Raw genomic sequence first — 12,722 nt, forward strand, 5'->3', positions numbered from 1 at the left:
ACCAGATGCTGCCAGAAAACCGGTTTCTTTTGCCCAAACCCGCTATTTTAGAGATTTGATGCACAAGTCCGCTACAGTCGGTTAAAATAGATGGCATCCAACCCATTAAATCAGCCCCTTATGGCACTGACCCGAATCACCCCAGATGGAACCGCAACGATTCCCCCAGAAATTATCGACTGGCTGCAATTAAAACCGGGAGACCCCATTAATATCGCCATTTCCCCTGATGGCAAAGTCTATTTAGAACCCGTCCCCAAAGCCGCTAAAATTGATGTCCGTACCTTATCGGGTTGTCTCTACGATCCAGACAGAAAACCCGTTTCTCTAGCGGAAATGGAACAAGCCATTGCTGAAGGGGCAGGAGAATCGATGTGAAAGGTTTGGATACCAATGTCATCGTCCGCTTTCTAGTCCGAGACGATGAATCACAATGGCAGCAAGCGGATCGATACATCAATCAAGCCCTAGAAAATCATCAAACCTGCTTGATTAATAATATTGTCCTTTGTGAAGTTGTTTGGGTATTACGCAGTCGGTACAAAATTAAGCGAGACCAAATTATCACTATTCTAGAAACTCTCTTAAATACCAATATTTTTGTATTTGAAAATTCCGATGATATCGCTTGGGCAATTCATAAAATGAAGTCGGGAAATGCTGATTTTTCTGATTATTTGATTGTTCGCATCAATCAACAGGCTGGCTGTGATGAAACCGCATCGTTTGATGTCAAGCTAGGGCAATTATCCCAGGTTTACCGGCTGAGTTCATAAACTCTTAGAAACCGGGTTTCCTTCTTGATTTTTTGTGAATAAACACCAGATGCTGCCAGAAACCCAGTTTCTTTTGCCCGACTACCCAAAAACTCGATTACTCAAGATTCCTAACTTTGCGTAACTCATCCAAAAACTCCTCCCGCGTCACAGACTCTAAAACCTCGCGCCTTTCCTGGGTATAATCTCCCTGTCCACAACCCATTTGTTGCAAAAATCGAATCGCATCAGACTGTCCCAAATGACTGACTAGAATCTGATAGCCCTTTTCTCTTAACTCTAATGCGTTCATCATGAAAAACTCCTGTTTACTGCTCCTGTAAAACCTCAATCAGCCACACCACCGGATTACGAATAGCTACCTTTAATTGGTGTTCATGTCTGCGAGCCGTCTTGAGCAGGGGCGATTAAGACAACACACATCTAAATATACCGCAACCATCACACCCCCTGCAATTTGCCGCTACCAACTCGCACACCTGCACAAACCCCTCATCCACCAACTCCAGATGACCGTTGAGGATTTGCAGTTCCTCCCCACTGAGACAATTGAGGAGTTCTGGAATCAGGGAGAGATAAGCCTGCACTCGCTGTTCATCCATAGCGGCGCACCGGGTAGTGGATAACACCTCGCTTTTACCCCATTCCAGAGACTCAGAAAAAGGAATAGTCGGTTTGATTACGCTGAATCCAGATTTGTCCGGAACGAATTTCCATTGGTTCGGGTCGGGTCGAGTCCTTAGTCAAACAAATTGGACTCAGGGTGAAATTGCCGGGGGCACAGCTGTTGTGCTCGTGACCCTTCGTGGGCCGTTGCATCAAAACAACAGGGATGTGTTGATATTGCCCATACAAAGCTCTTATATTGGTGGGGGGTCTCCTATTAGATAAAGAGGTCAGCGCTATGCACAGCTCAACCGGTGAACAGTCGGGTAGCCAGGCCCGCAATGTTACCATCAACATCAGAGCCAAGCAAAGCCAACGAGATCTTATTGATCATGCCGCTAAAGTGCAGGGCAAGAGCCGCTCGGAATTTATGCTGGAGTCGTCGTATCAGAAGGCGCAAGATGTTCTTCTGGAACAGACGTTCTTCGGGTTAGATGAGCTTAAATTTAAGCAGTTTGTGGCGTTGCTGGATGCGCCACCGACCCAAAATGACAAGCTGCGTACATTACTGAAAACTAAGGCTCCGTGGGATTAGATCGAGATCGGCCTAAGCTGCACTCACCGGAAAAACTCAATGTCACGGTTAAAGATGCCCGCGCTTCACTAGATTGACAAGCCTGAACGTTCTTCGCTTTAACTCGCCATCCTCAGAGCTTTAGAGGGGATACCGATCGCACACAAACGCGATCGCCGCCTCCCGAGAACCGCCAAAATCCCCATCCAACGTTCCCGCCTGAATATCCGCCAACATCTCCTTAAACTGAGGTCCCGGCTTATACCCCAACTGCTTCAAATCCTCCCCATTTAACAACGGCTTCACATGGGCCCACTCCGTCAGATACTGCCAAACCTTGCGGCGCAGCGATCGCCCCATCCCCAACGCCACCAACAACAACCCCGCCAACTCCTCCCCCTCCAACACCTGCACCACCTCACTCGGCCGCCGCGCCAGCTTCAACCCCCCTTGCAAACGCTCACACCGTTCCCCCAGCGTCGCCAACCGTTGCACCGTCTCCTCCGGTAACTGCAACTGTTGCGCCACCGCCGCCCGGGAAAACTCCCCATCTCCCATCTCCACCTGAGACAATAACACCTCCAACAACATCCGCCAATGACTCAGATGATGCCAATTCTCAAAGCGTCGTAACCCCCGATCCATCAACTGTAAACGCCGCCACAGTTCCCGCGTCAACCGTAACTGAGGATGCAAACATTGCAACGCCCCCAACCGATCCAACTCCCGCAACGCCCGCGGCCAATACGACGCTTGCAACAGATACTTCAACTCACTCTTCAATCGCGCCTGTAACGCCGGCGTGCGCGGATTCAGAGAGCGCGATCGCTCATACACCCCACTGGCGATCGCATGACGAATAAACCGCTCCGTCTCCGGTTCAATCTCAAACCCAAACCGCACCGCAAAGCGCACCGCCCGAAAAATCCGCGTCGGATCCTCAATAAAACTATTGGCGTGCAACACCCGCACCCAACCCCGCTGCAAATCCAACACACCGCCAAAAAAGTCCAACAACTTCCCCTGACGAGGGGTTGTCAAGCGAATCGCCAAAGCATTAATCGTAAAATCCCGGCGGTACAAATCCTGACGAATCGAACTGGCCTCCACCTCCGGATTCGCCGCCGGATAGGGGTAAAACTCCGTCCGCGCCGTCGCAATATCCAACCAAAGGGAATCAAAAACAGGGTCATTGTGCCACAACAACGCCGCCGTCTGGAACGCCCCATGCACATCCAACCGCGCCCCCGCAAACCGTTCCTGTAACACCGTCGCCAACTCCACCCCCGCACCCACCGTCGCCGACTGGTGAAAGCCATCCACCACCAAATCAATATCCGTTAACACCACCTCCGTCTCTTGCGGCGACTGCATCCCCCGCAACACATCTCGCACCGCTCCCCCCACCAGATAGAGTTGCCAACCCCGTTCCTGAGCCGCCTGGGCCGCCGTTTCCAGCAATTGCCATAACTTGGGGTTCAGGTGCGATCGCAACCCATCCCAAACATCCGCCTCCCGCATCCAGCGCCACCTCTGGGAACCCTGCTCAGGATGAACCGGACAGAGTTGATGACTCTCCTCATGCCGTTCTCGCAACACATCCGTGCGCGTCACAATCCCCAGCAATTCCCCAGCATCCAAAACCGGCAACCGACCAATATCAAACGTTACCATCAGCCCCTCAATTTCGGGCAGCAAGGTGTCTGGACGAATCGTTTTGACGTTTCGGGTCATATAGCCCTTAACCGGGGCATGGTGGAAGCCATGATGCAGGGCAATGTCCAAATCCCGACGGGAGATGACCCCCACTAATTCGTCCGCCTGATTAACCACAGACAAGCCAGAATGGCCATAGCGCAGCAAAATCCGGTGGGCCTCGCCAATCGTGGTACTGGGGCGAATCGTCCGCACCGGAGAGGACATCAACTCCCGGGCCGTCGGTGGCGGGGGAATTTGCCCTTTGAGGCGATCGCACAACTGGCCGAGCACCTCCTCCGGGTTCGCATTACGCAATTGTGCCGAACCCGCTTTACGATGGCCCCCGCCCCCAATGGTTTGCAAAATCAGATTGAGATCCGTCTGAGGAATTTGCGATCGCGCAATCACCGTCAGCCGCGACTCATCCCCCTGACGTTGATACTCATGCAGCAAAATCATGGCATCCGTATCCGTCAGTTCCAGCAGCCGCGAGGCCAACCCCGACAATCCCGGCACATAATCAGCCGTCCGCAACAGCACCGAACCCAGTTGCTGTCCCCAAACCTCCTCCGTCTGGACGGTTTCCAGGGCCGTCGCCAGTAACTCTTGCAACGAGTCCGATAATCCCGGCTCAATATACTCAGCAATCAACGTCAAACTGGCTCCCTGCTTCATCAACCAGGCCAAGGCCAAGGCATCTCGGGCCGTACTATGGTCAAAGGTGAGAGAGCCACTATCCACATGAATCCCCAAGGCCATCACCGTAGCCTCATGCACCGTTAGGCTCAGGTTTTGCTCCTGCAACTGTTCCACAATCAGAGTCGTTGTCGCCCCAATCGCTTCAATCTGACAGTGACTAGCGGCAATATCTCCCATGACACCGGGATGATGATCATAGAGATAAATCCCCTTTAGATGAGGCGCATCCAACCATTCCGCCGCTTTCCCCAGGCGATCACGCCATTGAGTATCCACCACAAACAGCGATCGCAACTGTTCCGGATTCACCGAACGCCGTTCAATAATGGCATACTCATCCCGATGCAGTCTCAGAAACTCCTCCACCCCTGGATGAGCGCCTCCCGTGAGGACAATGCGCGCGCCGGGGTGCAGTCGGGTTAGGCCAACGGCCGCCCCTAAACTATCGAAATCAGCAGTAGTATGACAGAGGATGATGTCCATGGGGAAAGGCAAGAGGCAAGAGGCAAGAGGCAAGAGGCAAGAGGCAAGAGGCAAGAGGCAAGAGGCAAGAGGCGACCACAAGGATGCGCCCTATTTTTTATGGGTCGATGTTACGATGGGGCATCAATATTAATATCAATTCAACCTCAAGATAACTCGGTCAACATCATGTCTTTTACTGCTCTTCGTCAACTCTGCGTTGCCTTCTCTCTGGCAATGTTACTGTTTATTGGGGGATGTGACAGTCCTCAAGCCGATGTTCCGCCGCCGCCTCCGGCTGAACAGGTGCAACCGGCCGATGGCCAGGGGGCCGTCTCCCCCCAATCTCTCCCGGGAAGTGCCTTTAATCGCTTCTTTCCCTCCGCCAGTGGTGAGTATGAGCGGGTGTATACTCAGGAGAAAGACGGATTCGCTGAAGCGAAACTCAAACGCAATGGGGAGGATGTGGCGATGCTGGCGATTTCCGATACCGTGAACGTCCCCGCTGCGGCTGAACGGTTGCGCAACAGTCCTAACCAAATTGCGGGCTATCCTGGGGCCACCCTAGGACAAACTCAGACTTCGATTTTGGTGGCTGACCGCTTCCAAGTCAAGGTGATTTCTCGCAGTGCCGATTTTACCGAGAGTGATCGCGAGGCTTGGTTGCAACGATTTGACTTGCAAGGCCTCTCCCGACTGTAACCCCCCGACTGTAACTCTACTTCCTCACCATCATGAGTAAATCCATTCAACAACGGGTTGACGACCTCCCCACTCGTAATTTAACCATCTTTAGCCTCAATGCCCTGGACAACATCGTCCCCGGCAAATGGGAGAATCTGGTGGGATGGGACAATACCATCAAAACCATCACCCAGGAAAGCGATCCGGCTATCTTGGATCTCGTCAGTCGGCGGGCGATCGCCCTCTATGACGACAAATCCCAAGGCTACCAAACCGCCCTCTGGCTCTACGATACCATCGACCGCACCGGGAGCGCCCTGGGGACCGCTGCTCTCGGCAATAAAATTGGCGAAAAAGTGCCTCTGCTGGGGTTCCTCAATAAACTCACCCCGAAAGCGGAGAAAGCCCAAACCATTGATTTATCCCTAAAATTAGTGGTGGAAGTGGTGGCGTTTTGCAAAATCAACGGGATTCCTGGCGATAGTCTCGGGGATTTCCTGCGATCGCTCTCGGACTATGGCGGCGAGTCCCTGATGCGGATGTCGGCCCTTGTCTGTTTTGATGGCCTGATTCCCCTCGGTCCCAACTTCATTCAAGCCGTCAGTAGTCGTCTCAACGGCCTCAGTCCTAAGGAACTCGAAGACAACTCCCAATATAAAAGCATCGAATCCGAGATTCCCGGCAAAAATAGTGATAGCAAACTGAGTTTTATCGGGGAGAGTTTTGATTCCGTCAAGGGGTGGATGGGGAATTTAGTCAGTTCCCACGATCTCACCCCCCAGAAAGTCAGTCACAACCTACAGGGATTCATTGACTTCAGTGAAGATCGCCTGGATTATTTGGCGGCGTTTCTGGATATGAGTACTGACTACTACCGCCATACGGGGGTACAAACTCTGGCCCGTCGCTTGATTGAGCGGTCGTTGGCGGAGATTTAAGAGCGAGTGAGCGGGTCAGTGATGGGTGAACCTTCATCGGTTCACCCTAATTCTATTTTTTTTAGGAGAATCATGATTTTAACCACATTAGAGGGTGTTCCGGGGAAAGAAATTCTGGAACATTATGGCATTGTTCAAGGAAGTACCGTACGTGCTAAGAACGTTGGCCGTGACATTGGTGCAAGTCTTAAAAACTTGGTAGGTGGAGAACTGAAAGGCTACACAGACCTACTCAATGAAGCCCGACAAGAAGCAATGGATCGGATGATACTTCAGGCAAAACAAATGAACGCCAATGCCATTGTTAACATCCGTTTTTCAACTTCGTCTGTGGCTCAAGGGGCGGCAGAGATTTTTGCCTATGGTACGGCTGTATTAGTTCGCTAAAGGGTTGCAAACACTACCATGGAAGAAATTATTTTTTTCGCCATTCTCCTGGGAGTTGGCTACTTTTTTGGAGTTTTTGCAGAAAAGAAACACTATCAGGATATCCAGTCCCGAGAACAAAAAACTCTATCGTTAGCCATCGCTTCCTTTGGAGCAAAACAACCCTTACCCCATGCCTCTGAGGCGGAGCTATTTGTGGGAGCCGTTGTCATTTCCTCAGATTATTTTAAAACCTTTGTGATGGCCTTGCGTAATATTTTAGGGGGGCGAGTTGTTGCCTATGAAAGTCTCCTCGATCGCGGTCGTCGAGAGGCCTTATTACGGGTGAAAGAGCAGGCGATCGCCTGGGGAGCAACCGAAATCCTCAACGTTCGCTATGAAACTAGTACCATTGGCGGCAACAATCAGAAAGGCATCGCGGCGATCGAAGTCATTGCCTATGGCACAGCCATTCGTTAGCCTGGAGTCAGAGGACGCTACTGGACGAGAAAGATGGGATTTAAACCAAAAGCCATCACCGAAGAGGTCAATGTCTCTCAGGTTAATCCCTTAGTTGATTTTGCTCGCCTGCTTGGGGTAATTGTTACTCTGACCCTAGTTATCTACTTTATCTTAGGCTTGGCGGTGGATTGGGTTGTCCCCCGACTCCCACCCGAGCAAGATATTTGGATTGGAGAAACTCTCGCCCCGGCCGTGGCCCCACAACTTGGGGGCAATATCCTAGAAGACGATACTCGACAACTCTATCTATCTGAGTTACTAGAAGAGTTACGGCATCCCGACGACTTGGAAGATATCCCCCTAACGCTGAATCTAATTGACAGTGAGGTGGTCAATGCGGCCGCCTTGGCTGGGGGACAGTTGTTTGTGACGACAGCCTTTTTAGCAGAAGTGGAGTCAGAAAACGAACTGGCCTTTGTTCTCGGTCATGAGTTGGGTCACTTGTCGGCCCGAGATGGAGTAAGAAGTTTAGGACGGGGAATTTTCGTCCTCTTGGGGAGTTTAGTCTTGAACTTGGGCCATGAGGGAGGTGGCCCGGATGTGATTGGCTATACTCTCAATCTCAATCGTCTCAATTATAGCCGTAGCCAGGAATATGCCGCTGATGAGTATGGCTTAGAATCAGTGGTGCGCCATTACGGCCATGGGGCGAATAGTTTAGACTTTTTTAAACGCTTGGCGGCCAGGAAGGAGGCGTTTCCAGAGGAATTAGTGAGAGCCTCAGAGTATTTCCAAACCCATCCCCTGACGGCAAATCGCATTGAGCAGTTGGAGGCGATCGCCCAGCAACAGAGATGGTCTCTGACTGGGGAGGCCACCCCCATTCCCGAGGATCTGGCTTGTGCGAATTTCCAGTGCAACGACAGCCCCTCAAATTCCTAAAGAACTGAGGGGGCCCTGTCGCTGAAAGCCCGGTTTCTAAACCGTAGCCATTTCTGGAGAGGGACGTTTGCTATTGCGAATCCCCTCAATGGCTTCCGCGTAGTCGGGAGCCTTAAACACTGCCGAACCGGCGACAATGGCGTTAGCACCTGCCTCTAACACGTGCCAGGCATTCGCCGGCTTGAGACCCCCATCGACCTCAATCCAGGGGTCGAGTCCCCGCTCGTCACACATTTGACGCAGTTTACGGATTTTGGGAACCACCTCGGGAATGAAGCTTTGTCCACCAAAACCGGGGTTAACACTCATAATGAGCACTAAATCACACAGTTCCAGAACATACTCAATCAGGTCCAGGGGCGTCCCAGGGTTTAACACCACGCCGGCCTGCTTCCCGAGTTCGCGGATCTGGCCTAAGGTACGGTGCAGATGGGGAGACGCATTATGCTCAGCGTGAACCGAGATGATATCGGCCCCAGCTTTCGCGAAGTCGGCCACATACTTTTCCGGTTCGACAATCATCAGGTGAACATCCAGAGGCTTCGTCGTCACCGGACGCAGGGCATCGACGATTAACGGACCAATGGTAATGTTGGGAACGAAGCGACCGTCCATCACATCTACGTGAATCCAGTCGGCACCCGCTTCGTCAACGGCCTTGACCTGTTCGCCCAGACGACTAAAATCGGCTGATAAGATTGAGGGAGCAATAACTGTAGACTTTTGAGAATTTAATGTTGCCATTTGGCAAGTTCCTCGATTTTGTGTGTTGCGTTTGATACAGAATTTAAGTAAAGCTTAACAAAAAACGTCGACATAATGCCCTATATTTTTTGGCGATCGCCAAGAAATCATAACCGATTCCCAATTTCCCAACTTGTATTAGGAGCACAGCTGTGGCGCAGCGCAGTAGCATCAGACCCCTTTTGACCCGATTCATCCTCGGGATGGTGATGGCGATCGCCCTAGGGTGGTTTCATCCCCTCGTCGCCACCTCCTCCACGGGAGAGGGCGGGATCCAAGCCGAACGGCTTCATAACAGCCCCTACAACCTCTTAGGCCGTAAAATCGCCATTGGCCAGGTGGAAATCGGTCGTCCTGGTCAATTTGGCATCGATAAGGGGGTTCCTCCAGAGGAGGAGTTGGCCCCAGATCTAGCTGGCATTTTCCTACGCGATCGCGCAGCAGTTCCCGGTAGTAATGTGGATGGCCATGCCCATGGAGTCGCCAGCGTTATGGTCAGTAGCCATAAACAACGACTGGGAGTTGCCCCCCAGGCCCGACTCTACTCTAGCGCCAGCTCTCCCGATCGCGGCGGCAATCGGCAAGGACAACATTGTCTCTCCGCACAACAGGTGGCTGAACAAAATAGTGACGACGTTCGCGCCATCAACTTCAGTTTTGGTGAACCCCTCTGGCTTGATCCCCGGCCCGATGCAGTCCTTGATGGCAACGCCTTATTAACCCTCTGTATTGACTGGTCTGCCAATCATCACAATACCCTCTATGTGATTGCCGGAAACCAAGGACAAGGAGGCATCCCCATCCCCACGGATCATTACAACGGCATTAACGTCGCCTCCAGTCATGCCCACAACGGTCGTTACGATCAAGTCGATGTTTCCAACCTAGGCAATGTCTTTGAACCGCCGTTCGACCGCCTCGTGGGGTTAGAAACGAATGTCGATGGACGACTGTTAATTAGTCTGTTGGCCCCGGGCCGGGATGTGAAGCTTTTAAGTCAGCAGGGAGAGGTGTTCCCCAGTACCGGAACCAGTTTTGCCTCGCCCCATGTGGTGGGGACTGTGGCCTTATTACAGGAATATGGCGATCGCCAATTACGGGAGAATGCCCCCCATTGGAGTTTAGACGCTCGCCAGAATCAGGTCATGAAAGCCGTCATCCTCAACTCTGCCGATAAAGTTGCCGATTCCGGCGATGGCTTACGTCAGGGGATGACTCGCACCATCGGCGATCGCCAGGGTGGAAACTGGCTCACCTCCGAGGCCCATCGCAATCCTAAAGTCCCCGTACATCGGGATATGGGAACCGGACATCTCAACGCTCATCGCGCTTATCAGCAGTTCAGCCCCGGTCAATGGTCAGCTTCAGAGCCTGTCCCTGCCATGGGTTGGGACTTTAATCAGATCGCCAGTACCCAGGTAAAAGACTATGTGCTGGACGCACCCCTAAAAGCCGAGAGTTATGTAGCCGCCACCCTCACCTGGAACCGTCAGGTTGACTTAAATGATAGTAATGGTGACGGCCGCTACGATATAAATGAGAGCTTCCGCGATCGCGGCCTCAATGACCTCAACCTCTACCTAATGCCCGCCGATTCCGACAACATTGATGAAGCGATCGCCGCCTCCACCAGCGAGGTGGATAGCTTAGAACACCTATTTCAAGCCGTTCCCCGCAACGGACGCTACAAACTCCGAGTCGTCTATCAGCGTCAGGTCAACGATCCCGCGCAAGACTATGCCATCGCCTGGTGGACGGTTCCGGATGCCTAACCCCAGGGCGATCGCCCCTGCTGTCTCCTGTTGTGTCTCCCCATGAAACGTCTCTCCATTTACTTCACCCTAGTGCCCGTCTTTGGCTTTTTTCCCGCCTGGTGGCGACTGTATCGTCATCAAGGCTCAACTCAAGAACAAGCCATTAGCCGTTTAGCCATGACCCTGGCATTCCTGTGGCTTTCAGGCTACATTTTGTTTGGCACTGCCGCTCAAAGTAGCGAATTCGGGTCTTTGCCGGTTCTGATCGGCGGCAGTCTCTGGACAACGACCTATTTTCTAACCTGTTTTGGGCTGATGGTACGCTTGTCCCAGGGAAAATCCTTATGGTTACCCGGAATCGGTCAGATCAGCGATCGCCTCCCTTAACCCCTCGTCCTGTTATGAGTTAAGACGATGAACCCTCCCAATCGGGCTAACGTGAGCCAAAACTCCGGGGGGTTGGGTCAAAATCTGAAATCATAACGTTAAGATATGTAATCAACTCCGGGTTAATTACCGTGATTGACTCGTCCAACCTACTTGTGTGTGAGGAATTCCGTGTCAGTACAGCACCGTCAAGAGCGCATACCCCCATCTCCCGCCCCCAAACCCCAGGGTAAGACCCTTAAACATTCAGGGCTGGGCTGGCTCTGGTTAGGCTTAGGACTGAGTGGGGTGGCCATGCTTTCGGCAACCGCCGGAGCCCTACTGGCCGTCTCCTTATCCAGCACCCCCTTAATGCAAAGTCGGATTCGTCCTGAAGATCGGGGGATCTTCAGTGAGGAAGATTTAGCCATCTCCAATATGCGAATCCCCGAACTAACTCGTCCGGTGAACATTTTGATTCTCGGCACGAAAGTTCTCAATTCTGATCTGGGCAAGCCCCTACGCCGCTCCGGCCATGATCCCCTCGTCAATTCCCTCGATGGCCGATCCGACAGTATGATGTTGGTTCGTTTTGAACCGAAAGAGAAGAATCTGACGCTGCTCTCAGTGCCCCGGGATACCCTAACCTGGATTGAGGGTCATGGGGACCAAAAAATTAATGAGGCGAACTACTATGGCGGCCCCGCCCTCAGTGCGCGTACCATCAGTGATCTCCTCGGGGGAGTTGGTGTTGACCGCTATCTGCGGGTCAATATTCAAGGGGTGGAAAAACTGATCGATGTTCTCGGGGGAGTGCGGGTTAATGTTCCCCAGGACATGAAGTACACAGACCACACCCAACATCTCTATATTGACCTCAAGGCCGGAGAACAACATCTCAACGGGAATCAGGCAATTCAGTTTTTAAGATTCCGTCATGACGGGATGGGAGATGTTGGGCGTATTCAACGGCAACAGATGTTCCTACGGGCTCTGATTGAACAAACCCTCAATCCTCGCACCCTGGTTCGTCTCCCTCGGATTCTCTCGACAATCCAAGAATCCGTCGATACTAATCTTAGTGTAGAGGAGTTGGTGGCCTTGCTCAACTTCGCCGGTCAAACCAGCCGTGAGAATGCCCAGATGCTCCTCCTTCCGGGACAATTTCGTGATCCCGAAGGCCCCGAGGGGTTAAGTTACTGGATTCCCAATTACAGTGAAATTGACCACATGGTGGGCGAACATTTTGGACGCTCTTCGCAACCCGCCCAAGCTTGGCGGGCAGATCCGCGCTACTTACGGATCGCCATTCAAGATAGCACGGAGGAGCCGGGGGCAGTCGATGCTCTGATTGATAAACTTTGGGATGCCGGGTATCGTAATGTCTATTTGGCTCACGACTGGCAACAACCCCTAGGGGAAACCCGTATTATTGCTCAGGGGGGCGATCGCAGCAGTGCTTTAGAGGTCAATCGTTCTCTGGGCTTCGGGGAAGTGCGAGTTGACAGTACGGGTGTTCTCCATTCAGACATCACTATCCAACTGGGACAGGATTGGCTGGAAAAACAAAGTTCCTACCTACAATTAGACCTGTGGTAGAACCGCTGGAGCGTTCAAATTTTCCCACGGTTTCGCAAAAGAGGGGTTATCA

General features: G+C 52.3%; 15 protein-coding genes. 11 read left to right on the top strand and 4 right to left on the bottom strand.

Going from position 1 to position 12,722, the window contains the following annotated elements:
* The first annotated feature begins 120 nt into the window (after positions 1-120).
* Positions 121-378 carry an AbrB/MazE/SpoVT family DNA-binding domain-containing protein gene (locus tag NEA10_RS20025; RefSeq protein ID WP_252663116.1) on the top strand — a complete coding sequence of 86 codons (258 nt, stop codon included), beginning with the start codon at positions 121-123 and terminating at the stop codon, positions 376-378.
* Positions 375-776 (top strand): type II toxin-antitoxin system VapC family toxin, encoded by a 402-nt coding sequence (locus NEA10_RS20030; RefSeq protein ID WP_252663117.1) that lies wholly within the window; start codon positions 375-377, stop codon positions 774-776. Before NEA10_RS20025 ends, NEA10_RS20030 begins: the two co-directional genes overlap by 4 nt.
* 97 nt (positions 777-873) lie before the next feature.
* Here NEA10_RS20030 and NEA10_RS20035 read toward each other — a convergent pair whose 3' ends face one another.
* Both NEA10_RS20035 and NEA10_RS20040 read right to left on the bottom strand, forming a co-directional pair.
* Positions 874-1,071, bottom strand: coding sequence for a hypothetical protein (locus tag NEA10_RS20035; RefSeq protein ID WP_006623696.1), 198 nt, complete (start codon positions 1,069-1,071; stop codon positions 874-876).
* 112 nt (positions 1,072-1,183) lie between these two features.
* Complete coding sequence (locus tag NEA10_RS20040; RefSeq protein WP_252663118.1) at positions 1,184-1,378, bottom strand: hypothetical protein; 195 nt, start codon at positions 1,376-1,378, stop codon at positions 1,184-1,186.
* Between the two features lie 302 nt (positions 1,379-1,680).
* On the opposite strand from NEA10_RS20040, the gene NEA10_RS20045 reads away from it, so the two are divergent.
* Positions 1,681-1,977, top strand: coding sequence for a type II toxin-antitoxin system TacA family antitoxin (locus NEA10_RS20045; protein ID WP_252663119.1), 297 nt, complete (start codon positions 1,681-1,683; stop codon positions 1,975-1,977).
* A gap of 120 nt (positions 1,978-2,097) precedes the next feature.
* Here NEA10_RS20045 and NEA10_RS20050 read toward each other — a convergent pair whose 3' ends face one another.
* Positions 2,098-4,836 (bottom strand): CBS domain-containing protein, encoded by a 2,739-nt coding sequence (locus NEA10_RS20050; RefSeq protein ID WP_252663120.1) that lies wholly within the window; start codon positions 4,834-4,836, stop codon positions 2,098-2,100.
* 168 nt (positions 4,837-5,004) lie between these two features.
* Here NEA10_RS20050 and NEA10_RS20055 point away from each other — a divergent pair, with 168 nt between their 5' ends.
* From NEA10_RS20055 to NEA10_RS20075, 5 genes are all read left to right on the top strand, one after another.
* Entirely contained in the window at positions 5,005-5,517 is a 513-nt protein-coding gene (locus tag NEA10_RS20055) for a hypothetical protein (RefSeq protein WP_252663121.1), read from the top strand.
* A gap of 32 nt (positions 5,518-5,549) precedes the next feature.
* Entirely contained in the window at positions 5,550-6,437 is an 888-nt protein-coding gene (locus tag NEA10_RS20060; protein ID WP_252663122.1) for a hypothetical protein, read from the top strand.
* Positions 6,438-6,509: 72 nt separating this feature from the next.
* A complete protein-coding gene (locus NEA10_RS20065) occupies positions 6,510-6,824 on the top strand; it encodes a YbjQ family protein (protein ID WP_252663123.1) in 315 nt (104 codons plus the stop codon).
* Positions 6,825-6,842: 18 nt separating this feature from the next.
* The gene (locus NEA10_RS20070) at positions 6,843-7,283 is read left to right on the top strand and encodes a YbjQ family protein (RefSeq protein ID WP_252663124.1); all 441 of its coding nucleotides are present in this window, start codon (positions 6,843-6,845) and stop codon (positions 7,281-7,283) included.
* Positions 7,284-7,316: 33 nt separating this feature from the next.
* Complete coding sequence (locus NEA10_RS20075; RefSeq protein ID WP_252663125.1) at positions 7,317-8,207, top strand: M48 family metallopeptidase; 891 nt, start codon at positions 7,317-7,319, stop codon at positions 8,205-8,207.
* 36 nt (positions 8,208-8,243) lie between these two features.
* Here NEA10_RS20075 and rpe read toward each other — a convergent pair whose 3' ends face one another.
* Positions 8,244-8,951 (bottom strand): ribulose-phosphate 3-epimerase, encoded by a 708-nt coding sequence (rpe, locus tag NEA10_RS20080; protein WP_252663126.1) that lies wholly within the window; start codon positions 8,949-8,951, stop codon positions 8,244-8,246.
* A 182-nt stretch (positions 8,952-9,133) separates the two neighbouring features.
* Here rpe and NEA10_RS20085 point away from each other — a divergent pair, with 182 nt between their 5' ends.
* The 3 genes from NEA10_RS20085 to NEA10_RS20095 all read left to right on the top strand — a co-directional run bounded on the left by NEA10_RS20085 (position 9,134) and on the right by NEA10_RS20095 (position 12,670).
* Complete coding sequence (locus NEA10_RS20085; protein ID WP_252663127.1) at positions 9,134-10,723, top strand: S8 family serine peptidase; 1,590 nt, start codon at positions 9,134-9,136, stop codon at positions 10,721-10,723.
* Between the two features lie 42 nt (positions 10,724-10,765).
* Positions 10,766-11,092 (top strand): hypothetical protein, encoded by a 327-nt coding sequence (locus NEA10_RS20090; RefSeq protein WP_252663128.1) that lies wholly within the window; start codon positions 10,766-10,768, stop codon positions 11,090-11,092.
* Positions 11,093-11,263: 171 nt separating this feature from the next.
* Positions 11,264-12,670, top strand: coding sequence for an LCP family protein (locus tag NEA10_RS20095; protein ID WP_252663129.1), 1,407 nt, complete (start codon positions 11,264-11,266; stop codon positions 12,668-12,670).
* Positions 12,671-12,722 lie beyond the last annotated feature (52 nt).

This window comes from Phormidium yuhuli AB48 (assembly GCF_023983615.1).
Lineage (GTDB): Bacteria > Cyanobacteriota > Cyanobacteriia > Cyanobacteriales > Geitlerinemataceae > Sodalinema > Sodalinema yuhuli.

Excerpts from the sequence above, each read along its gene's own strand:
- NEA10_RS20025 (WP_252663116.1), top strand. The coding sequence starts at position 121 with ATGGCACTGACCCGAATCACCCCAGATGGAACCGCAACGATTCCCCCA.
- NEA10_RS20035 (WP_006623696.1), bottom strand. The coding sequence starts at position 1,071 with ATGATGAACGCATTAGAGTTAAGAGAAAAGGGCTATCAGATTCTAGTC.
- NEA10_RS20040 (WP_252663118.1), bottom strand. The coding sequence starts at position 1,378 with ATGGATGAACAGCGAGTGCAGGCTTATCTCTCCCTGATTCCAGAACTC.
- NEA10_RS20045 (WP_252663119.1), top strand. The coding sequence starts at position 1,681 with ATGCACAGCTCAACCGGTGAACAGTCGGGTAGCCAGGCCCGCAATGTT.
- NEA10_RS20050 (WP_252663120.1), bottom strand. The coding sequence starts at position 4,836 with ATGGACATCATCCTCTGTCATACTACTGCTGATTTCGATAGTTTAGGG.
- NEA10_RS20055 (WP_252663121.1), top strand. The coding sequence starts at position 5,005 with ATGTCTTTTACTGCTCTTCGTCAACTCTGCGTTGCCTTCTCTCTGGCA.
- NEA10_RS20060 (WP_252663122.1), top strand. The coding sequence starts at position 5,550 with ATGAGTAAATCCATTCAACAACGGGTTGACGACCTCCCCACTCGTAAT.
- NEA10_RS20065 (WP_252663123.1), top strand. The coding sequence starts at position 6,510 with ATGATTTTAACCACATTAGAGGGTGTTCCGGGGAAAGAAATTCTGGAA.
- NEA10_RS20070 (WP_252663124.1), top strand. The coding sequence starts at position 6,843 with ATGGAAGAAATTATTTTTTTCGCCATTCTCCTGGGAGTTGGCTACTTT.
- NEA10_RS20075 (WP_252663125.1), top strand. The coding sequence starts at position 7,317 with ATGGGATTTAAACCAAAAGCCATCACCGAAGAGGTCAATGTCTCTCAG.
- rpe (WP_252663126.1), bottom strand. The coding sequence starts at position 8,951 with ATGGCAACATTAAATTCTCAAAAGTCTACAGTTATTGCTCCCTCAATC.
- NEA10_RS20090 (WP_252663128.1), top strand. The coding sequence starts at position 10,766 with ATGAAACGTCTCTCCATTTACTTCACCCTAGTGCCCGTCTTTGGCTTT.